Annotated in this window: 21 protein-coding genes and 1 pseudogene; 9 read left to right on the top strand and 13 right to left on the bottom strand. The window is 41.5% G+C overall.

All coding sequences use genetic code 11. The features are described 5' to 3' along the window. The first annotated feature begins 132 nt into the window (after positions 1-132). Positions 133-618 carry a hypothetical protein gene (locus ACLFKQ_RS14475; protein ID WP_449000515.1) on the top strand — a complete coding sequence of 162 codons (486 nt, stop codon included), beginning with the start codon at positions 133-135 and terminating at the stop codon, positions 616-618. A 70-nt stretch (positions 619-688) separates the two neighbouring features. Here ACLFKQ_RS14475 and ACLFKQ_RS14470 read toward each other — a convergent pair. The 3 genes and pseudogenes from ACLFKQ_RS14470 to ACLFKQ_RS14460 form a co-directional block, all read right to left on the bottom strand. After that, positions 689-858, bottom strand: a pseudogene (locus ACLFKQ_RS14470) (ABC transporter ATP-binding protein); the annotation flags it as partial. A gap of 527 nt (positions 859-1385) precedes the next feature. Beyond that, the gene (locus tag ACLFKQ_RS14465) at positions 1386-1730 is read right to left on the bottom strand and encodes an HdeD family acid-resistance protein (RefSeq protein WP_449000514.1); all 345 of its coding nucleotides are present in this window, start codon (positions 1728-1730) and stop codon (positions 1386-1388) included. A gap of 20 nt (positions 1731-1750) precedes the next feature. Continuing rightward, a complete protein-coding gene (locus ACLFKQ_RS14460; RefSeq protein WP_448998010.1) occupies positions 1751-2962 on the bottom strand; it encodes an IS256 family transposase in 1212 nt (403 codons plus the stop codon). Between the two features lie 41 nt (positions 2963-3003). Here ACLFKQ_RS14460 and ACLFKQ_RS14455 point away from each other — a divergent pair, with 41 nt between their 5' ends. The 3 genes from ACLFKQ_RS14455 to crcB (ACLFKQ_RS14445) all read left to right on the top strand — a co-directional run bounded on the left by ACLFKQ_RS14455 (position 3004) and on the right by crcB (ACLFKQ_RS14445) (position 5884). Beyond that, positions 3004-3693 carry an aspartate-alanine antiporter-like transporter gene (locus tag ACLFKQ_RS14455; RefSeq protein ID WP_449000513.1) on the top strand — a complete coding sequence of 230 codons (690 nt, stop codon included), beginning with the start codon at positions 3004-3006 and terminating at the stop codon, positions 3691-3693. A gap of 223 nt (positions 3694-3916) precedes the next feature. Continuing rightward, positions 3917-5317 carry a glutamate decarboxylase gene (locus ACLFKQ_RS14450; protein WP_449000512.1) on the top strand — a complete coding sequence of 467 codons (1401 nt, stop codon included), beginning with the start codon at positions 3917-3919 and terminating at the stop codon, positions 5315-5317. Between the two features lie 162 nt (positions 5318-5479). Then, positions 5480-5884: a fluoride efflux transporter CrcB gene (gene crcB, locus ACLFKQ_RS14445; RefSeq protein WP_449000511.1), complete on the top strand. Its 405-nt coding sequence runs from the start codon at positions 5480-5482 to the stop codon at positions 5882-5884. Between the two features lie 13 nt (positions 5885-5897). Here the strand turns inward: crcB (ACLFKQ_RS14445) and crcB (ACLFKQ_RS14440) are convergent, their stop codons facing one another. Together crcB (ACLFKQ_RS14440) and ACLFKQ_RS14435 are read right to left on the bottom strand one after the other, a co-directional pair. Then, a complete protein-coding gene (gene crcB / locus ACLFKQ_RS14440) occupies positions 5898-6275 on the bottom strand; it encodes a fluoride efflux transporter CrcB (protein ID WP_449000510.1) in 378 nt (125 codons plus the stop codon). Between the two features lie 98 nt (positions 6276-6373). Next, positions 6374-6592, bottom strand: a complete 219-nt coding sequence (locus ACLFKQ_RS14435) for a hypothetical protein (RefSeq protein ID WP_449000509.1) — start codon at positions 6590-6592, stop codon at positions 6374-6376. Between the two features lie 696 nt (positions 6593-7288). On the opposite strand from ACLFKQ_RS14435, the gene ACLFKQ_RS14430 reads away from it, so the two are divergent. Beyond that, positions 7289-7900, top strand: coding sequence for a TetR/AcrR family transcriptional regulator (locus tag ACLFKQ_RS14430; RefSeq protein WP_449000508.1), 612 nt, complete (start codon positions 7289-7291; stop codon positions 7898-7900). A 41-nt stretch (positions 7901-7941) separates the two neighbouring features. On the opposite strand, the gene ACLFKQ_RS14425 is transcribed toward ACLFKQ_RS14430, so the two are convergent. After that, positions 7942-8745, bottom strand: coding sequence for a YwiC-like family protein (locus ACLFKQ_RS14425; RefSeq protein ID WP_449001039.1), 804 nt, complete (start codon positions 8743-8745; stop codon positions 7942-7944). A gap of 422 nt (positions 8746-9167) precedes the next feature. On the opposite strand from ACLFKQ_RS14425, the gene dpsA reads away from it, so the two are divergent. Further along, entirely contained in the window at positions 9168-9725 is a 558-nt protein-coding gene (gene dpsA / locus ACLFKQ_RS14420) for a DNA starvation/stress protection protein DpsA (protein WP_449000507.1), read from the top strand. Positions 9726-9732: 7 nt separating this feature from the next. Here the strand turns inward: dpsA and ACLFKQ_RS14415 are convergent, their stop codons facing one another. The 5 genes from ACLFKQ_RS14415 to ACLFKQ_RS14395 all read right to left on the bottom strand — a co-directional run bounded on the left by ACLFKQ_RS14415 (position 9733) and on the right by ACLFKQ_RS14395 (position 14516). Then, positions 9733-10506, bottom strand: coding sequence for an alpha/beta fold hydrolase (locus ACLFKQ_RS14415; RefSeq protein ID WP_449000506.1), 774 nt, complete (start codon positions 10504-10506; stop codon positions 9733-9735). A 34-nt stretch (positions 10507-10540) separates the two neighbouring features. After that, entirely contained in the window at positions 10541-10843 is a 303-nt protein-coding gene (locus ACLFKQ_RS14410) for a hypothetical protein (protein ID WP_449000505.1), read from the bottom strand. Between the two features lie 109 nt (positions 10844-10952). Continuing rightward, a complete protein-coding gene (fldA, locus tag ACLFKQ_RS14405) occupies positions 10953-11465 on the bottom strand; it encodes a flavodoxin FldA (protein WP_449000504.1) in 513 nt (170 codons plus the stop codon). Between the two features lie 267 nt (positions 11466-11732). Further along, a complete protein-coding gene (locus ACLFKQ_RS14400) occupies positions 11733-13241 on the bottom strand; it encodes a chlorophyll a/b binding light-harvesting protein (protein WP_449000503.1) in 1509 nt (502 codons plus the stop codon). 213 nt (positions 13242-13454) lie between these two features. Then, positions 13455-14516, bottom strand: a complete 1062-nt coding sequence (locus ACLFKQ_RS14395; RefSeq protein ID WP_449000502.1) for a chlorophyll a/b binding light-harvesting protein — start codon at positions 14514-14516, stop codon at positions 13455-13457. 367 nt (positions 14517-14883) lie between these two features. On the opposite strand from ACLFKQ_RS14395, the gene ACLFKQ_RS14390 reads away from it, so the two are divergent. The 3 genes from ACLFKQ_RS14390 to ACLFKQ_RS14380 all read left to right on the top strand — a co-directional run bounded on the left by ACLFKQ_RS14390 (position 14884) and on the right by ACLFKQ_RS14380 (position 18496). Continuing rightward, positions 14884-15981, top strand: a complete 1098-nt coding sequence (locus ACLFKQ_RS14390; protein WP_449000501.1) for a chlorophyll a/b binding light-harvesting protein — start codon at positions 14884-14886, stop codon at positions 15979-15981. A gap of 105 nt (positions 15982-16086) precedes the next feature. Continuing rightward, positions 16087-17148 (top strand): chlorophyll a/b binding light-harvesting protein, encoded by a 1062-nt coding sequence (locus ACLFKQ_RS14385; protein WP_449000500.1) that lies wholly within the window; start codon positions 16087-16089, stop codon positions 17146-17148. An 82-nt stretch (positions 17149-17230) separates the two neighbouring features. Then, a complete protein-coding gene (locus ACLFKQ_RS14380; RefSeq protein WP_448999339.1) occupies positions 17231-18496 on the top strand; it encodes an IS701 family transposase in 1266 nt (421 codons plus the stop codon). A 97-nt stretch (positions 18497-18593) separates the two neighbouring features. Here the strand turns inward: ACLFKQ_RS14380 and ACLFKQ_RS14375 are convergent, their stop codons facing one another. Then, positions 18594-18893: a hypothetical protein gene (locus tag ACLFKQ_RS14375; RefSeq protein WP_449000499.1), complete on the bottom strand. Its 300-nt coding sequence runs from the start codon at positions 18891-18893 to the stop codon at positions 18594-18596. Positions 18894-19280: 387 nt separating this feature from the next. Next, positions 19281-19499, bottom strand: a complete 219-nt coding sequence (locus tag ACLFKQ_RS14370) for a hypothetical protein (RefSeq protein ID WP_449000498.1) — start codon at positions 19497-19499, stop codon at positions 19281-19283. Positions 19500-19659: the final 160 nt, after the last annotated feature.

Raw genomic sequence — 19659 nt, 5'->3', positions numbered from 1 at the left:
TGACGAAGAGCTATGCGCTTAAAATAGTATATAAATTAGATGAAAATTACAATGATTCACATCTGTAAACTATAAAAAGTTTCGTCTAAAATTATTTGTGTTTTAATTTTTGAAATTATCGAGCTCGATCTTATGCCAAGCCACCAGAGCAAAACCCCACAGAAATTAGGAGAGTTACTCATTGAAGCTGGATTAGTTTCGAGCTCTCAGATTGAAGTAGCGTTGAGAGAGCAACAAGCCAATCCCGACTTACTTTTGGGAGAGATCTTAGTACTACATGGCTGGATTAAATCAAAAACGGTAAACTTTTTTGCTACTGATTGGCATAAGCTAGCTAGAAAAACCAATAAGCATAAATTAGGTTATTATTTGCGTCAAGCAGCACTCTTAAAGGAAGCCGATATTGAAGCAATTTTAGAAGAGCAAAAGCAAACTGGGGTGCGCTTCGGTACCATTGCCGTCTTTCAAGGTTATCTCAGGCTTACTACCTTAGACTTTTTCTTAATGCGCTTATTTCCCGAAACCTCAGCAATCAGTCCCTTTGTAAATATGCATGGTTCGGTAAAGCGTTTTGAGTCCAAACCGACTCTAATTGAGTGGTATCGACCGGATGAGTAGAACTAGGTAAGTTCCGACGTCTCTTTACTTCTCGACTTCTACTAAGTTTCTAATTGGACTTTTTTATTGTTTAATTGTTATTGCTATTAATTTTGCCATCTTCTAACTCGATAATGCGATCGGCAACGTCGAGGATTCGATTATCGTGAGTAACAATTAAAATCGTACACCCTTTAAAATCGTACACCCTTGCTCTCTGGCTAATTGCTGCATTAAATCGACAACATTCCTACCAGATTTAACCCCGTCCAGTTTGAAAACTAGAGTTTTACACCAAAAAAAAAGAAGTAGAGTCAAAAAAAGAAGTAACCAACAAAAATAATGTTGAAGGTTAAGTGCGATCGACATAATCAGAGCAAAGAAACATTGAGGTAAGAAGCGTTAAGAGCCGAACATCCTCGAACAAGAGAACAGAAATAGGGAATCAAATTATTGAAGCTCTGAACATAGCAGCCATACCACCACAAACAAGAGAGGTAAATCTAAAACCTCGCTGGACATTAAAAAGGCTAGTGATGTGGATTAAACAACAATATCAAACCGCTATTGTTGGGCTGCTATATCGAGCAGCATAAAAATAAGAATAACTTTAATAATTACAGTTCATCAATACTTGTGTATTTGCTAGTCATGATATCAAATCATCCCATTCATACTCAAATTTAGGATCTCAATGCTGACAGTTTCCGTTCTAAACCTCGAAAACGATATTAATTAAAAGGAACGAAGTGGCGATCGCAATACCCTCAAAATCCTTATCTAAATAGCTACACCATCTCCGATTTAGAATTGAGTGCCGAACGAACGGCAATGGAAAGCATTAGCCGAGAAAGACCGCTAGAAATCAGGCTGATTCCCAGCAATAAACCAATTACCCAGGCGGCACTAGCGGGCCACTCCAGCCAAATTAACAAGCCGAGAACTAACGTCACAATGCCGTCGGCTAAAACCCACCACCAATTTGACGAATTTGGACGCAGTTGAAAAGCTAGAATTAACTCAAATACTCCTTCTAGCAATAGAAAAGCGGCCAGCACCAGGGTTAATGTCACTACCCCTTCTAAAGGATAGACCAGCAGCACAATCCCAGCCCCCAGATACGGATCTGTCAATAAGTTTGTGTCAAAGAAAGTTAAAGTGGAAGCCGTCCTTCAAACTCGATGGCAAATCGATTTAAAGCAGCTTTCCAATCCCGTAAAGGTCTAGTCCATCTCTGAGATAAGTTATTAATCGCAAGATAAATAACTTTGAGCGCAGCTTCATCTGTTGGAAAAATCCGATGATTCTTCAACACTTTTCTAAGAGTCATATTCATCGACTCGATCGCATTAGTGGTGTAAATAATGCGACGGATTTCTGGAGGAAACTGGAAAAACGGAATCACGTGCTGCCAGTGAGCCAGCCAAGACCTACTAATTGGGGCATAAGTGGAGTCCCACTTGTCAGCAAAAGTTATTAGTGCCTGTTCGGCTTCAGCTTCAGTAGCGGCAGTGTACACTCGTTTGAGGTCAGCGGCAACAGCTTTACGGTGTTTGTAGGAGACATAGCGTAGGGAGTTCCTGACCATGTGTACCATACATAACTGTACGCGGGTTTGCGTAAATACCGTTTCAATCGCTTCGGCGAAGCCCGTCAGACCATCGATACAAGCAATAAAGATATCCTTGACTCCACGATTCTTTAACTCAGTTAACACCGACAGCCAGAATTTTGCCGTTTCTGTCTGGGTCATCCACAGCCCCAATAACTCCTTATCGCCTTCGATGTTGATTCCCAGAGCTAGATGGACGGCTTTGTTGATGACTCTTCCCTCCTGTCTGACTTTGACGACCAAAGCATCAAAAAAGATAATTGGATACACTGCCTCTAGGCTGCGATTTTGCCACTGGAGTCGCTCTTCATGAACCGCATTGGTTACTTGAGATACCAGGGCTGGCGATACTTCTACTCCATAAAGGTCTTGTAGTTGGGCTTGGATATCACGAGTGGTCATTCCTCTCGCATACAGGGCGAGAATCTTGTCATCGAAGCCTGTAAAACGAGTTTGTCCTTTTTTGACCATCTGAGGCTCGAATTGGCGATCGCGATCGCGAGGCACGGCAAGTTCCGCTTCGCCAAACTCCCCCTTAATGGTTTTACGGCTGTGTCCGTTGCGTCGATTTTGTCGCTCTTTTTTGCCCCGCTCTGCCTTCTGAGTCTCTAGATGTACGTCTATTTCAGCTTCTAAACAACGCTCTACGAGTTTTTTGGTCAGTTGTTTGAGGATTCCTCCTTCTCCAATAAGGTCTTCTGGTTTTTCATAGTCTTTGAGCAGTTCATCAATTAACTCTGGTCGAAAGGTCATAGTCTCATTCCTCACATTAATTCTATTTATTAGAGTGTGTTTTGACCTTTGACACAATTTATTTTACATACCCTATTCCCATTCTGAGAAATACCCAGATTCATCGGGGAGACCTTCTAACGATTTCTGGAACTCGCAATCATACCCAACGCTTAGTTAAGGAAATTGGCTACCCCGATCGCCCTACCAATATCACCGATATGATTACCGTCGGTCTCGGCATCTTTATTGGGGGTCTATTGGGAGCAATTGTTTTCAACGTTTTTGGTACTCCGCTGACTCTTTCCACGTCTGGAGGGGCACTGATTGCTGGCTTAATTATTGGTTGGTTGCGGGGGGTTTACCCGATATTTGGCAATATGCCATCTGGCACCCTCTGGTTTATGAACAATGTGGGCTTGAATATGTTTATTGCTGTCGTAGGAATTTCCTCTGGTCCAGGCTTTGTCTCAGGAATCAAAGAAGCTGGCATCAAGCTGTTTGTACTGGGTTTGCTGGCTACTTCAATTCCCATGCTGCTCGCACCTCTAATTGGTAAGTTCTTTTTTAAATTCGATCCAGCGATCGCTCTTGGCTGCTGTGGGGGTTCTCGTACCAGTACGGCATCCGTCGGCATGGTGGGTGAAGCGGCAAAAAGCGACGTTCCTATGTTAGGTTATACGGGTCCCTACGCCGTTAGCAATACCTTACTGACTCTTTGGGGGATGGTGATGGTACTGCTGCTTAAGTAGTAAGACCTGTCTAAGACTAGCAAATTATCTGTCTCGATAACTTCTCAAGTATTACCTTTACTCGTTTTATTTAAGACTTTTGAATAACTTCGAGATTCGCTACATACTACTTTCTTAACGAGAGCAGCGAACAATCTCAACTCAAAAGTTAGCTTTACGCCAACCTACAAATTTTTTTCACTGACCTTTCTCACCAATTACCAATTAAGGAGTTAATTTTTTTATGCCTCTACATGAGTATAGCGACATTCGCGACGACGTCAACGACGAAATCTATGCATCTAGCGACCTGTCGGTTTCCATGCCGAAGTATAAGATGCCGATACACGAGCATAGTCCTCGTAATGCTTATTCAGTTATCCATGATGAGCTGATGTTAGATGGTAACTCTCGTCAGAACCTGGCGACTTTCTGTCAGACCTGGCTGGAGCCTGAGGTTCATCAGTTGATGGAAGAGTGTATCGACAAGAATATGATCGACAAAGACGAGTATCCTCAGTCCGCCGAGATCGAAAGTCGCTGCGTTCACATCCTGGCAGATTTGTGGAATGCTCCCGATGCTGCTAACATTATTGGCTGTTCCACGACAGGTTCTAGTGAAGCAGCGATGCTAGGCGGTATGGCCATGAAGTGGCGCTGGCGTGAAAAGATGCGGGCTGCTGGTAAGTCTACAGACCGACCTAATATGATTACCGGTCCGGTCCAAATCTGTTGGCATAAATTTGCCCGTTACTGGGATATCGAACTGCGGGAAATTCCCATGGAGCACGGTCGTTTACTAATGACTCCAGAAGAAGTGCTCGCGCGTTGTGATGAAAACACTATCGGCGTCGTTCCAACGCTCGGTGTGACGTTCACCTGTGAATACGAGCCTGTTAAAGAAGTTTCCGATGCACTCGATCGCTTCGAAGAAGAAACTGGTATCAATATTCCCATTCACGTCGATGGAGCCAGTGGTGCATTTCTGGCTCCTTTCTGTCATCCTGACTTAGAGTGGGATTTCCGTCTTCCGCGAGTTCGTTCTATCAATGCTTCCGGTCACAAGTATGGTCTTTCACCGTTGGGTGTGGGCTGGGTTATATGGCGCGAAACATCCGATCTTCCCGAAGAGCTAATCTTCAATGTGAACTACTTGGGCGGCAATATGCCTACCTTTGCCCTGAACTTCTCCCGTCCGGGGGGACAAATTGTCTGTCAGTACTACAACTTTCTACGTCTGGGTCGAGAGGGCTATCGCAAAATACAGACGGCTTGCTATGATACCGCTCGCTATCTGGCACAGGAAATTGAAAAAATGGGGCCTTTCGAGGTGCTATTTGATGGAAACATGAAAAAGGGAATTCCTGCCCTCTGCTGGAAAGTCAAAGATGGCTTTGATACTAAAGGCTACACCCTCTACGATTTAGCCGATCGCCTTCGTAGTCGCGGTTGGCAAGTTCCTGCCTATTCTCTGCCTGCCAACTGCCAGGATTTAGTTATCCAGAGAATTTTAATTCGTAACGGTGTAAGTCGCGACTTAGCTTCTCTGTTGATTGAGGATATGGAGCGTTGCCTAGATTACTTCAAAAAACACCCAATTGAATATCCTCTAACTGCTGAAGAAGCAACAGCTTATCACCACTAAGATTTGAACGCATCCCATGTCAAAACGCATGGGATGCGATGATGTTATTTTGGCGCGAGCCTTGGGTACTGTACTTTCAGCAACGCCATCTTTAGTATTTAGCTTGGCGATCGTCTTTGGAGCACTTTAATTTATCAAAAGCTATTTAGGTTTAGAGTCACGATGCTGGAAAATTTTCATACTCGAGCAACTATTGCAATTAGTTTGGGAGCAATTGCTGGCGCATTATGCCGTTACTATCTAGGCGATTGGCTGACCCAGTTGGTAGAAATAGAGTTTCCTATTGGAACCTTAATTGTCAATCTAAGTGGCTGCTTTTTAATGGGTTTAATTACTACTCTCGCTACAGAAAGATTGCTGTTAAAACCAGACCTCGTTCTTATGCTAACAACTGGATTTCTCGGCTCTTATACTACTTTCTCATCCTATGAGCTAGACTCTGCTAATTTACTTGAAATGAGAAGCTTGCAGATTGACTTGGCATACTGGGTTGGTACGCCCTTGCTGGGATTTCTCTGCTTTAGTCTGGGAAGTAGATTAGCCGAGTTTATTCGACCTTCTCATTAAACGATTAACTCTTTCAACCTAGTTTTTGAGCGACCCAAATACCCAACTCTACACAAAAAAATCCTAAAACTGGACTGGCTAACCTGTAACCCAATCCAGTAAGAATTCTGTCGCTACGAAGTAACTTAGCAGAATCTAAAATATAGGACGAAAAGGTCGTATATGCTCCTAGGAAACCCACTAGAAGCGTTTTTTGCAACGCGATGGGGAAGCTTAGCTGTAGCGACACAGTTGAGACTAAGCCAATTAAAAAAGCACCCGTTAAATTAACAAACAAAGTTCCATAGGGAAAAGCTTCTCCCCGCTTCTCGATCCAGAATAAGGTGATGTAGTATCGGCTTAGTGCTCCTAAAACAGCTCCTACGGCGATCGCAAGTGGAATCGAATTCATAAATCCACTCATAAGTTCAATTTTATCTGCAATTTTATGATAAAAGAGGGCAAATATGCCTAGCTGACTTTATTCAATTGCGGTTTCATTAATTAGCATTATCGGGCAGAATGAATTGATACTGTTTCCCTTGAAAACCTTTTCCTAATATGAAATATCGGAAAGTGACAGAAGAGGGCTATATTAGCTTGTCTTTCTGCGGTTTCGGTACTTAGTTGGGCTACCAAACGAGCGACTTCAGCTCGATTAGCGACTATTTCACTGCTTAATTGAACTTGCAGGCGTTTGACAGTGGCAGCTCGAGCTATCTCCATCACCAGATCTAGGGGACACCAAGATTGCAGAACTGTTAGTTCGAGAAGGCGATCGCTTCTCCTAATGGTTCGATTCTACCTAAAGCGGTAACTGCTTTAATTTCTGGAATTGGGGTAACTGGCTCTATTTCTGCTTCTGTCTTACTAGTACGAGCGATGGCATATATAGCCGTACCTCCGACAACTACTAATCCAGCTAGAGAAAGCAGAATTACTATAAGTCAATTAACTCCGCGACAGAATGTTGAAGCGTGTTTCTACCTTAAGAAGCGGAGCAAAAACTAAGCTTACAAAAGCTTACAGAGGTATTTGAGGGATAAAAATATAACTACAGTCAAACTCAAGAGCCAGAAGTACTGTTAGAGGGGAAAAGGTTGGCATAACAACACATTTTTCTATCTCTCCTGTTCCTTTGTTATAGTGCCTGTTTCTCACCAGAGTAAAACTCTCTGTGAGGTGGCACTATTCCCCTCTAATGGCAAGAGCCAAGATCTATGATTCAGTCTCAGTTCTACTTAAGAACCGATCGTAAATAGTAATAGATATAAATAGGAGAGAAAGAGACAATATTTCCATAATTGCTCTCCTCAAGTAAATATAACCAAACTAGACTGTACAGTTTGATAACTATGATTATACTAAAATGTACGGTGTAAATTTGTCAACTGAGATCGAGTAAAAAATGGTCGCAATGTAATTATGAATACAGACAAAGCTGCTCGCCAACAACAGCCCAACTCGAAGCGCTCTCATCATAAAGCCGCACAAATTTTACATGGAGCCTTACCAGAATTTCTCGAACACGGCTATAGTCGTACGAGTATGGACAAGATAGCGCGATCGGCAGGAGTTTCCAAGCAAACTCTATACAGTTATTACAGTGACAAAGATGGTTTGTTTACTGCATTAATTCAAGAGCTCGTGAGTCAGAAATTTCAGTTGCTCTGTTCAGAAACTTTAACGGGAGAACCAGTTGAAGTCTTGCGGCAAATCGCAGCAAGGTTGCTCCAGGGAATTCAAGATACAGAATGTCTCAACCTAGTCAGGTTGATTGTCGCCGAGTCAGGAACCAGACCAAACTTATCCCAGCTATTTTTAACTAATGTCTCGCAACCAGCGATCACCATGTTAACCAAATATTTTCAAACAGAAACTCGTCTTCATTTTAGCGATCCTGAAACTGTAGCGAGAATTTTTATCGGTTCGTTGATTTATTACATTATGAGTCAGGAAGTCCTCCACGAAAAAGAAACTACACCCATCAAAAGCGATCGCTACGTTAATAATTTGATTGACTTGATAGTAAATTAGTATTGCTGCTTGAAGATTGAAGAGCCACGATTGAGCGTTAATTATCGAGGCGGTAAATGAGCGGGGAGAACGCTAACACAGGCGATCGCAATATAGAGTAAAGCAAGGCGGGTTTCAAAGATAGCAATAAAGTGAAATCTGGCTTGACGATACCAATTCCGGAAGCCAAATACCACGAGCAACTTAATTAAGGCTACCGTGAAAGACAAAGCCGTAACTAAAGATAGATAGTTGAGACTGTAGAGACTGAAAATAATTAGAGTAGCAATGCCATGATAAATTATCCCTGGTTTAAAAGCTGCCGTTTTTTTACGACGGAGTTTTATAGTATATATTGCGCTACTGAAGAATAAAGTGTTGAGTATCCACATTGCCATTGCCTGGAGAGATAGGCTTCCTATAGTTGCGCCATAAGCTAGCGGTGCAGCCAGACAGATGGCAGCAAAACTAGTAATTTCATTGACGATGGATTTATGTTTGCCTTTGACCACGGCGATCGCATCGGCGATTAATGCCATTATTGCTAGCAGATAAAGCCATAACAATACCGAAGCTTGAAACCAGAGAAATAAGGCTAAAAATAGAGCGATCGAGCCATAAATTCCTCCCCAAAATAAATAACGGGGTTTTAAGTTTTTTCTCAATTTAATTTGTACTACGAAGGGATGCTCTGCTTGCAAAGCAAAAAAAGCACAAATTAAAGCTAAAGATGTCGAATATGTCCATTGTTGTGCCAAAGCTGCGCCCGTTAAGAACGAGCCTAACAAAACTAGTAAAACTCCGTGCTCTGGAGAAAATGTCGGGCGAATCCAGAAGCGAGGCTTGTTTCTGGTCGTTCGAACCATACTACCAGTGGAGCTTGGAGTATTAGGGGCGATTACGCTCCGTGTAGCCTTTGGAATCGTCATAATGTCTTCTCGATCTCGACAAAGTGAATCAGGAGGTGGAATGAGGGATTCGGTTTCATATTTCAGCCAAATAAAAAATAAAATCTAACTAATAGAGAATTATTTCTATTTCAATTTTTAGGCCTTGAGAGCCTTGAAAACTCGATTTTTCCTGAATTGGCGATCGACGAAACCAATTCAATCAATTTTAGCTGTAATGAATATACTACTAAATGCAAAATATATGCAATAAAAATTTGATTTTTTTATCGTTTATGAAAAAACTAAGCTTGATGACAAGCTGGTGAATTAAACCTTTTTTAGTATTTGTGATAGATTGATATTGTCAATAAAATTTACTTAATGAAATAGCAAAAGTTATGTCCACAACCAAAGGTTTATTACGTCCTTTCGGTCAGGTAGCAGACAATCCAATTTTATTGGAAAAAAATGTTACCGAGCCAATTTGCGAAGGTTTTAATGCTGCTCTAGCTAGTTTCCAAGGCTTATACTTGCAGTATCAAAAACATCATTTCGTAGTTGAAGGTGCCGAATACTATTCATTACATCAGTTCTTTGCTGAGAGTTATGAAGAAGTACAGGAACACGTTCATGAAATCGGCGAACGTCTCAACGGCTTAGGCGGAATTCCTGCCGCTAGTTTTAGCAAGCTTGCCGAACTCTGCTGCTTCGAGCAAGAAGAAGATGGGGTATTTAACGAGCGTCAAATGGTAGAACACGATCTCGCTGCCGAACAAGAAATCATCAAGTTAATACGCAAACAGGCAGCGCAAGCAGAAAGCCTAGGCGATCGCGCTACTCGCTACCTATACGAGCAGATTTTACTAAAAACCGAAGAAAGAGCCTATCACTTACACCACTTCCTGGTTCACGATAGTCTAACTCTCGCTTTTGTTGGTAATGGTGCTAACAACTAACAATCATCTAGCAATAATGATGTAAAGTCTCTTCGAAGATTGCCGATCTAGAAGAGACTTTAATATATGGTAGATTGACTCTTTGCCAGAACTTAATTACTTGCCTACCAACTTGTTCGGGAAAGAAGTAGTGAAAAAAATGATGTCCCAAAGGATTTACCCATAATACATCGCTGTCTTTGAGATTATCCGACCAACCTTGTAAAATAGGAGGAGTGACAATGCCATCATTTTCGCTTCCACAGATCATTAAAGGCATTGATACTCCGCCAGATTTGACTTTACCTAGTTGATAGAGAGAATGAGCAGTAGGGGCAGTATAGAGATCTCGTTGGAGAATTTTAACTAGATTTCGAGTATTGATTCGGTCTTGATGACCGAACATCATTTGTACCATCCGCGCTAAAACAATCTCCTGGCTGCAAGATAATAGTTTGCGCATCTGATAATAGTGTGCCTGCCAGTCGCTAGCGGGATTAGAACCAACTCCTAGTATAGTTAGGGATTTCACCTTGTGAGAATATTGACGGGCGTAAAGCAATCCTAGCAACCCACCAGTTCCATGACCAATTAGATCGATTGGTTGAGACTTGGATTGAAGATAGTCGTGGAGTAGGCACAAGGCTGTGTCGAGAGAACTCGGATCGTCAGGTTCTTGACGATACTCCCAATAGGCTATTGGTACTTGATTGGATAGATAACGAACAATTCGTCCATCAAAATGTTTAAAACTAGGATTGGCATTAATCCAAACTGGTGCTGTCGCTTGAGAAATTTTCATTGGTATCGAATTTGAGAAGTTTTGAAGTTAAATACTAAATGTTCGGCTTTTTCTTAGTCTGCTTCAGACGGGCAACATAAGGAATTTTTTGACTGTTTCTAGAATCCGCTCCAGCCGTAAAATCCCGACAGTCAATTGCTGCTTCGGACATGGCATCTATAGGATTGACCGCACATTTGAGTCGATAATCGCCCGTAAAGTAAGCGCATTTAGAACAGGGTATTTGGTGAAGGCGTTGGACGTGATTAATAGCCTGTTGACCTACTTTCATCGTTCGCCACAACAAAAACAGAGAAATCAAGCTCCAAACACTAATGCATAAAATGAGATGCAGCATAAGCGATCGCGTTTTCGTAGTAATTGCTAGAAAAGGAAAAGTAACCGATAATGTTGGCTCATTAGAATGGCTACTTTTCCGTTCATTGGAGAGGAGAACCCCCAACACTTTAGAGACCGAATTCAGACTTTAGCCGTGTCGTCCATTCTTGAATTCGTTCCTGCGATAGTTCTGGCTGATTGTCTTCATCTAATGCCAGTCCGACAAACTTGCCATTCTTCTCGGCTTGAGATTCATCGTATTCATAGCCTTCAGTAGACCAATATCCTACGGTCTTGCCACCCAAACCAGAGATCTTCTCTTCCAAGATGCCCATCGCATCCTGAAAATTCTCGGGATAGCCTACCTGGTCTCCAGTGCCAAAATAAGCTATTTTTTTGCCGCTAAAATCAATGTTCTCTAGTTCGTCAAAATAACCTTCCCAGTCGCTTTGCAACTCGCCAATATTCCAAGTAGGACAGCCGATGATGATACAGTCGTAGTTAGCAAAATCGTCATCGGCAACCCCGCCAATTTCGTGCAAAGCAACTACATCCTCTCCACCCAAAGCAGACTGAATTGCTTCTGCTGCTTCCTCGGTTTTGCCAGTAGTCGTACCGTAGAAAAGACCAATTTTAGCCATGATAATTTTTCCTTGTTGATTTATTCGATAGTTGTTTGTTGCAAATTTTTATTGATTATTACCAAGCAAAAAGCTTGGTAAAGCGATCGCGACATTCAAAGTAAATAAAGTCGCTCCTTAAGCAAGAGAAAGTTTTAGAAAGTTATCGATTAGAAACTAGGGATTAGAATGCAAGGAAGTCTAACCCCTATTTACAATTCCTCAGACTTCTCGAACATCATACATTTATTGAAAACTTATTTCAATAGCTTGGGAAAAATTTTGTGTTTAGATTTGACCACTGAAGACAGCTTTAAGCACATCGAGGTTGTCATAAACTAAGTAGGCGAAGAAAGCACCACCCATACCCCCAACTAAGAAAGCAGCAGCGAACTGACTCCAACCGCCTGTAGTTTTAAGCGAATCTGGCATATCGAGATTAGCAGTAGCATAGGTAGGATTCGGTCGCAGTTGTTTGCTAAAAGAAGTCGCGCCATAAATTGACAAACAGATAGTTAGAATTATCACTAATCCACAGGCACTGAGAAAACCGACAAAGTTACTTTGTTCTGTGTTTCTTAGAGGACCTAAAAGCACAAAGGGACCAAAGAGTAAATATCCATGTGCCATGCCAATCTCTAAGCCTCGGAAAAGAGGAGAAATACCAGCACGATAAATGGGAAGATTACTTAGTAACCAGAGGCTAAAGTCTGAAGAGTTGAGCGGTGTTTGTAAGTCGGCGATGAAGGGATCTTCCGCAGTTACAAACTTAGTATTGCCTTTTTGAAAATCAAAACCTTTAGCTTTACCCCTAGCTCGAATGGCGTGCCAAATATGACCGAAGAGAAATAATACTGCAAAGACAAAATGAAAAGTAGCTAGCCAACCCCTGGCACTAATTATTCCCGTATCATTTTGTATTAAACCAACAGAACCATAAAAGACTTCGGGATAGACTGTGTCATTGACGGTACAGAAATAAGCCGCCAAAAATCCCATGTAGGAAATTGCTGCGAGACTATAGGAAAGATAGGCTTCCCCTGAGTAAACTAACAGCCGACGTGCCCAACTAAAAGGTCTAGTCGCCATATGCCAGAAACCGCCTAAAAAACAAATAGAACCTACCCATAAGTGACCGCCAATAACATCTTCTAGGTTATCTACGGCTGCCATACCTTCTTTACCGTATGCCCCAAATAAATAACCAAAGATTTTCAGGGGATTGACCGTCGGGTCAGTTATCACCCGAACTCGTCCCATTTCCCCTGCCCAGGGATCGAATACCCCACCCCAGAACATAGCTTTAAAGACTAGCAAAAATGCCCCGATTCCCAACAAGGCTAGATGAATACCAATAATGGTCGTCATCTTGTTGGTGTCTTGCCAATCATAGCCAAAAAACCCCGTAAAAGTATCGTTCTGCTCTAAGACTTCGGGTCCTAAGAGAGAATGATAGATACCGCCAGCACCCAAGACGGCAGAAGAAATTAAATGGACTACTCCCACCACAAAATAGGGATAGGTATCTACAATTTGTCCGCCATCTCCTACTCCCAAACCCAAAGTTGCCAGGTGTGGTAGTAAAATTAATCCCTGTTCGTACATCGGTAGAGCCGGATTGTACTGAGATAACTCAAATAAAGTCATCGCTCCTGCCCAGAAGACAATCAGGGCTGCTTGAGCGACGTGCGCACCCAGTAACTTGCCCGACAAATTGACCAAACGGGCATTACCAGCCCACCAACCAACATCGGGAATTTTGTTTTTATTTGGACTTTCTGCAATTACTGCTGTCATAGCTTTACCTCTTGGCGTTGCTAATTTTATGTATAAAACTGAAACTATTTGTAGCTCTTTAAGAAGTTTAAAGTCAAAAGCTTTATGGACACAGGGCAAAAGTTAAAAGGAGAGGAAGAGAAGGCTCTAGTAGAGAAATTCCCCAATTCCCCAGTCCCGAACAGTCTTCCTCCGCATCCTCCGCTTTCTTTGTTACCCGTTACCTGCTACTTGCTACTCAAAAACTGGTTCTGGTGGCAGTAGAGAGCGCTCGATTCGCCCTTTTCTAAAATCGAATCCTGCTGCTTTCAAAGCATGAAATATATGTCCCTGTAGAAAAAAGAAAGCCAGCCAGAAATGAGCATTAGCCAGCCAAGTTCTAGAAGAAATCCAGTTACTGTTATTTGGGGGAAAATAGGGAAAAATATCTAATCTCATCGACAGAGGCGCACCATAAAATACTTCTGGATAGACTGTGGTATTGACCGCGCAGTAGTAAGCGGCGATAAAACCCATTAATGCCAAGGCACCGAGACTATAGGACAGATAAGCTTCTCCCGACCAAACAAACAGGTTTTTTGTCCACCCAAAAGGCCTAGTGTTAATGTGCCATAAGCCACCAGTAATTAGAATTGCTCCTATCCAAACATGACCGCCAATAACATCTTCTAGGTTGTCTACTCCAGCAATCCAGTTTTTTCTTACTGCACCGAATAAATAGCCAAAAATAATTGCGGGATTGAGAGTTGGATTGGCTATAGTTCGGACTTCGGCTGTAACGGGATCGTATAAGCCTCCAAAATACATTGCTTTAGCGACGAGTAAAAATGCTCCAAGTCCCAATAAAATTAGGTGAATGCCAAGAATATCGGTCATCTTATTGGTATCTCGCCACTCGTAACCAAAAAATTCCGAAACATTTCCGAGATATTTTGGTCCAAAAACGGCATGATAAATACCACCAAACCCTAAAAAAGCCGAAGAAATAAGGTGCAATGCGCCAATAACAAAGTAAGGATAGGTACTGATAACTTCTCCACCCCCATCCACTCCCCAACCCTGGCTGGCAAGGTGAGGTAACAGAATTAAACCCTGCTCGTACATCGGCTGGGTAACATCAAAGCGAGAAATTTCGAACAAAGTTATCGCACCAGCCCAAAAAACAATCAAACCTGCGTGAGCGACGTGCGCTCCTAACAATTTGCCTGAAATATCTTTTAGTCTGGCATTACCAGCCCACCAAGGGATATCTGTAGAGTCTTCCATCCCTTGATAATTTTCACTTAAAGCGGTCATATCTCCAAACCTCTTGTCTTGTTGCAATCTATTGATAATTTGAATCAATAAGCTTTTCGCACAGCTTACAGCAAAAACTAAATTATTGACAAATATTTTCTTTTAATTTAAGACTTGGGGCGATCGCGCGATCGCTTGTAGACAATTTTTAGTGCAGATATAATTGGTAAAATCAGCATTTATATCTATATTTTTTATTGCTAAGGTAGGATGACTGCAGCAAATTTTTGAAAATTGTAGCAACTTTATATTAAGTTTTGCGAACGACAATCTGATAATTAATTTCAATAATGCATAATAAACCTGTCATTGCTTTATTGAGAATAGTTAGTAACAAGTTTTACCAAATCGATTAGGAGGTTTTGTTTTGCAGACATACGATAAACCCAAAGACAAATATGACTGGTGGGCGGGGAATGCCCGTTTTGCCAATTTATCTGGCTTATTCATTGCTGCTCATGTTGCCCAAGCAGCACTGATTGTCTTTTGGGCGGGAGCGTTTACTTTATTTGAACTATCGAGATTCGACCCTAGTTTACCGATGGGACAACAGGGACTAATTCTCATTCCTCACCTGGCTACATTAGGACTAGGTGTAGGCGAAGGCGGAGAAGTTGTAGATACCTATCCCATGTTTGTGGTAGGTGCGGTACATCTAATTTCTTCAGCCGTCTTAGGTGCGGGTGCGCTATTTCATACCTTTAAAGCTCCTAGCGATCTCAAAGAAGCTTCGGGGAAAACTCGTGATTTCCATTTTGAATGGGATGACCCCAAGCAGCTAGGAATAATACTCGGTCATCATCTGCTGTTTTTAGGCGTAGGTGCGTTGGCACTGGTTGCTAAAGCGATGTTTTGGGGCGGACTATACGATGTCAACATTCAAGATGTGCGAGTCGTTACCGACCCGACTTTAAATCCATTAACTATCTTTGGCTATCAAACCCATTTTGCCTCAGTAGATAATCTGGAAGATTTAGTTGGCGGTCACATTTATGTGGGTGTTTTACTTATCGGTGGCGGAATCTGGCATATCATCGTTCCGCCGCTAGAATGGGCGAAGAAACAGTTAATCTTTTCGGGAGAAGCAATTCTTTCTTACTCTCTTGGCGGTATTGCTTTATGTGGCTTTGTGGCTGCCTACTACTGTGCGATCAACACTCTGGCTTATCCACCTGAATTTTACGGCGCGCCGCTAGCGGTTAAGTTGGGAGTCGTGCCCTATTTTGTTGACACAGTGGATTTACCCTTGGGTACCCATACCGCTCGTTGTTGGTTGGCTAATGCCCATTTCTTCTTGGCTTTCTTTTTTCTTCAAGGTCATCTCTGGCACGCTCTACGAGCAATTGGTTTTGATTTCCGACGGATAATCACGGCTTTAGATAATGCCGCCACTCCTAAAGCGGGTCAACCATTGGTCACTAGCTCGAAGACCGAACCCCAGCCAGCAATGGAAGGTGCTGACTAGGTAGATTTCCTATATTGCCATAGGTGTTTTCTCTTATAGCTTAGTGCAATTTCTGCATTAAGCTTTCTTTACTCATTTAGAATTTTAGATTTTTAATCATAAATTATGACAACGACACAAATAACCACCTCGGAACGAGATTGGAGTTGGCTAGTCGGTAACGCTCGTTTAATTAATTTATCGGGTCAACTATTAGGTGCACATCTTGCCCATGCGGGATTGATTATGTTTTGGGCGGGTTCGATTACACTGTTAGAAATCGATCGCTTTGTTCCTAACCTACCATTATCAGAACAAGGATTGTTATTAATACCCAATCTCGCCCGTTTGGGTTGGGGTGTTAGTACGGACGGAACGATAGTTAATACCTATCCTTATTTTGTCATCGGAATGCTGCATCTAGTCGCTTCTGCCGTTTTGGGTGCGGGTGGACTATTTCACGTCTTTCGCGGCGCGGCTAACCTCAAAGATGCCTCTGGACGTGCGTCTAAATTTCACTATGAATGGGACGATCCTCAAAAGCTAGGATTTATTCTGGGTCATCATCTGATTTTTTTGGGTGCCGCAGCTTTGCTGTTTGTCGGTAAAGCTATGTTTTGGGGCGGAATTTATGATTCTACCGTAGAAGAAGTACGTCTGGTGAGCAATCCTACCCTAAATCCCTTTACTATTTTCGGTTATCTCTTTGGTTTCAGTCACGGTCAGTGGAATCCTTTGGGGATGGCGGCGGTAGATAACCTAGAAGATATTATTGGGGGTCATATCTGGGTTGGAGTTGCCTGTCTGGCTGGTGGTGCCTGGCATATCGTCCGAGAACCTTTTAGCTGGGCAAGAAAAGCTTTTATCTATAACGGACACGGGATTCTTTCCTACAGTTTGGCTGGTGTGGCATTAATGGCGTTTACTTCTGGCTATTTTGTAGCTTTTAATGACCTTGCTTTTCCACCCGAACTGTATGGTGTAGATCTTAGCTCTTTTGCAGCAATTCAATTCGTTCTGTGTGGAACTTTTTTAGGAGGTCATCTCTGGCACACTTTTCAGGCTAAATCTCTTGTTAAAGCTTTGGTTTTGAGCGAAGAAGATAAATTTAACGCGATTATGACTGGATTTCTGGTGCTAGCAGTCATTGTTATTTGCTTGGTTCTGCTTTCTACTAACGGTACTTAAACAATTTAAACAGACAAAATAAGATAGAATACCTTTGCTGATTAACTTTAACATTATTCTAAAGCCCGATCGCACTTACTTTATGAAAGAAACTACTCCCGCAGCCATGCCTCCCTGTTTCGATAGATGGTGTCAAAAGTTTGATGATTTACTGAGAACTAAAGCGCAAAAAAGGGAATTCAGACATTATTTAGGAGGATTATTAGGGGAAAGTGAGCGAAAAAATGTATCTCAAATGGCTAAAGACGCAGTAGAGGTCACATACCACAAATTACACCATTTCTTAACTGAAGCAACTTGGTCAGCGAACAAGATAAATGAACGTCGCTTAGAAGTGATGAACAAGTGTAATCAAACGAGAATCAGTAAGGGATTTAGTCTAATTGTTGATGACTCTGGGCATAGAAAAAGTGGTAACTTTACCGCAGCAGTAGGTCGTCAATATATTGGGGAAATTGGGAAAACAGATAATGGCAATGTTGTAGTAACAACTCATCTATATGATGGCCAAAAAAGCTTACCTTTAGACATAGAACTATATCAACATGGTAATTCGTTGCCCGAAGGAAAGAAAGACAGAGAATTCAAGAAAAAACCCACCTTAGCCTTAGAATTAATCGATAAAAGTTTGAAGAGGGGATATCGACCAGGACTAGTATTAATAGATTCGTCCTATGGTAACAACACAACTGTTTTACTCGAACTGGAAAAAAAGAAATTAAAGTATATAGGAGGAATCGCTAAAAATCGTAATATTTTGGTTAAAACTCCATCAAATCAATTAGAAAAAATCAGAGTAGATGAATATGCTCAATGGTTATCTGATGAGGAATTTAAGGAGATTCAAATCCAGGGTGAAAAACCTAGAACCGTCTGGGTAGCAATAATAGAAGCAGAAATATCAAGGCTAGAAGGAATCAGAAAAATAGCTATCGTCATGAGTGCACCAATCTTTGAAGATGCTGAAGATATTGACTACTTACTCACAAATGTTGAGGGAGAAATAGTAACCGAGCAATGGATAGTTCAAACTTATGCTCAGAGAAACTGGATAGAAGTTTTCTATCGAGAAGCCAAGGGATGGTTAGGATTAAAAGAGTATCAAGTTAGAGATAAGAAGAGTTTGGAAAGACATTTTATTCTAGTTTTTTGTGCCTATACTTTTATCCTTTGGCATAAGCTTACTGGAGGTTTAAGAAGACGTTGGGCGAACAAACCTTTGGAGACATTTCCTGAAGCATTAGAAGCTTTTCGTACAGGTATATCTTATCGTTTTGTCCAATGGTTGAACCAAAATCGCGACGTATTCGTAGCTTATAAAGCTAGTTTGGGCTTTGTTTGGGCTTGATTTTTGTTTAAGTACCGCTAAACCATAATGACTATTGCTCGCTTTTAAAAGCCTCTTCTCCGGAAGAGGCTTTGACCAATTATTAAGTATAAATTTTTTAAACCTTGAAGTAGTCTCTTTTTAAGACGTTTCTTCCTTCTGTCGTTAACTGGGCATTTTTACAAACGGCGAGTACCGAGTCATCATCTGAGCTAGTATTATCGACGGCTTCGCCTGTTAAATAACCGCTCTCGATCGCAAAATTTAGGTGTCGTACTACCTCATCTTTTTCTACTACTTTACCGCCAAAATCGTCTTTGGTATAACTAATATCCTGCGTTTCTTCGCCACTGCGCTTGACTTTGTTGAGTAAGAAGTAGATGATGTCGTCACGACGTTCGTTCATGGGGATTGACATAATAAAATCTCCTTTAATGAAAATTTTTTTCATTAATTATTTACGACTCTTAGATTAATTAAAGCAATAAATAAATTAGATCCATCTAAAGTTGTAAATATTCTTAGACTCGTCAAACTACTTTTTTGGCAAACTTGTAGCAAGAAAGCTGAAATAGATAGTATTTGCTTGAGAGATGCTGCGAAAGTATAAATAACCAAAATTAATTGAAAATAAAAATCAATTACATCAATTAACTTTGTTAGGATTGGTACTATACTTACCGTACGACCACTAGTTTCAGAATTCACCATTTGTGGTAGGTTAGAAGAGTTGACTCTCAGTCATGGTGATCGCGTTAATATCTGCAATTGTCTACTGAAGCAGAATAATTTTCGATCGAAGTGGCTAAAGGAAAAAGCCGGTTTTCAGCCAAAATTTCAAACCTGGCTGTTGGTTAAAAGTAACCGGAATGCGAAAGTACCAACTCGAGCGAGAAAAGTCAAGCATATAGCCTATATAATAGAGTTGCTTGTAGAGTTCAGTTCGCGAACGACATACTTCTCGGAGTGCGATCGCCTCTGGCGATACGCGGAGCGTAATCGCAGCAACCAAGCCTAAAGCCAAAGTATTAGACTTTATCGGTAATAAGAGTAATATTGAAAAATAATTTTAATAGTTTGGAAAAAATTTGAAAAAATTTTGAATTTAGATTCGATTGCTGAAGACATATACGCCGTAATGGTCGAGCTCTCGTACTCTAATTGAAGATGCTATTGGGGTCATG

It is taken from the genome of Myxosarcina sp. GI1(2024) (assembly GCF_053543375.1).
Note: the sequence above shows the minus strand (reverse complement) of the source record. Positions and strands in the feature narration are given on the sequence as shown.

Coding starts and splice junctions, on each gene's coding strand:
- ACLFKQ_RS14475 (WP_449000515.1), top strand. CDS start 133: ATGCCAAGCCACCAGAGCAAAACCCCACAGAAATTAGGAGAGTTACTC.
- ACLFKQ_RS14460 (WP_448998010.1), bottom strand. CDS start 2,962: ATGACCTTTCGACCAGAGTTAATTGATGAACTGCTCAAAGACTATGAA.
- ACLFKQ_RS14450 (WP_449000512.1), top strand. CDS start 3,917: ATGCCTCTACATGAGTATAGCGACATTCGCGACGACGTCAACGACGAA.
- crcB (WP_449000511.1), top strand. CDS start 5,480: ATGCTGGAAAATTTTCATACTCGAGCAACTATTGCAATTAGTTTGGGA.
- crcB (WP_449000510.1), bottom strand. CDS start 6,275: ATGAATTCGATTCCACTTGCGATCGCCGTAGGAGCTGTTTTAGGAGCA.
- ACLFKQ_RS14430 (WP_449000508.1), top strand. CDS start 7,289: ATGAATACAGACAAAGCTGCTCGCCAACAACAGCCCAACTCGAAGCGC.
- ACLFKQ_RS14425 (WP_449001039.1), bottom strand. CDS start 8,745: ATGGTTCGAACGACCAGAAACAAGCCTCGCTTCTGGATTCGCCCGACA.
- dpsA (WP_449000507.1), top strand. CDS start 9,168: ATGTCCACAACCAAAGGTTTATTACGTCCTTTCGGTCAGGTAGCAGAC.
- ACLFKQ_RS14415 (WP_449000506.1), bottom strand. CDS start 10,506: ATGAAAATTTCTCAAGCGACAGCACCAGTTTGGATTAATGCCAATCCT.
- ACLFKQ_RS14410 (WP_449000505.1), bottom strand. CDS start 10,843: ATGCTGCATCTCATTTTATGCATTAGTGTTTGGAGCTTGATTTCTCTG.
- fldA (WP_449000504.1), bottom strand. CDS start 11,465: ATGGCTAAAATTGGTCTTTTCTACGGTACGACTACTGGCAAAACCGAG.
- ACLFKQ_RS14400 (WP_449000503.1), bottom strand. CDS start 13,241: ATGACAGCAGTAATTGCAGAAAGTCCAAATAAAAACAAAATTCCCGAT.
- ACLFKQ_RS14395 (WP_449000502.1), bottom strand. CDS start 14,516: ATGACCGCTTTAAGTGAAAATTATCAAGGGATGGAAGACTCTACAGAT.
- ACLFKQ_RS14385 (WP_449000500.1), top strand. CDS start 16,087: ATGACAACGACACAAATAACCACCTCGGAACGAGATTGGAGTTGGCTA.
- ACLFKQ_RS14380 (WP_448999339.1), top strand. CDS start 17,231: ATGAAAGAAACTACTCCCGCAGCCATGCCTCCCTGTTTCGATAGATGG.
- ACLFKQ_RS14375 (WP_449000499.1), bottom strand. CDS start 18,893: ATGTCAATCCCCATGAACGAACGTCGTGACGACATCATCTACTTCTTA.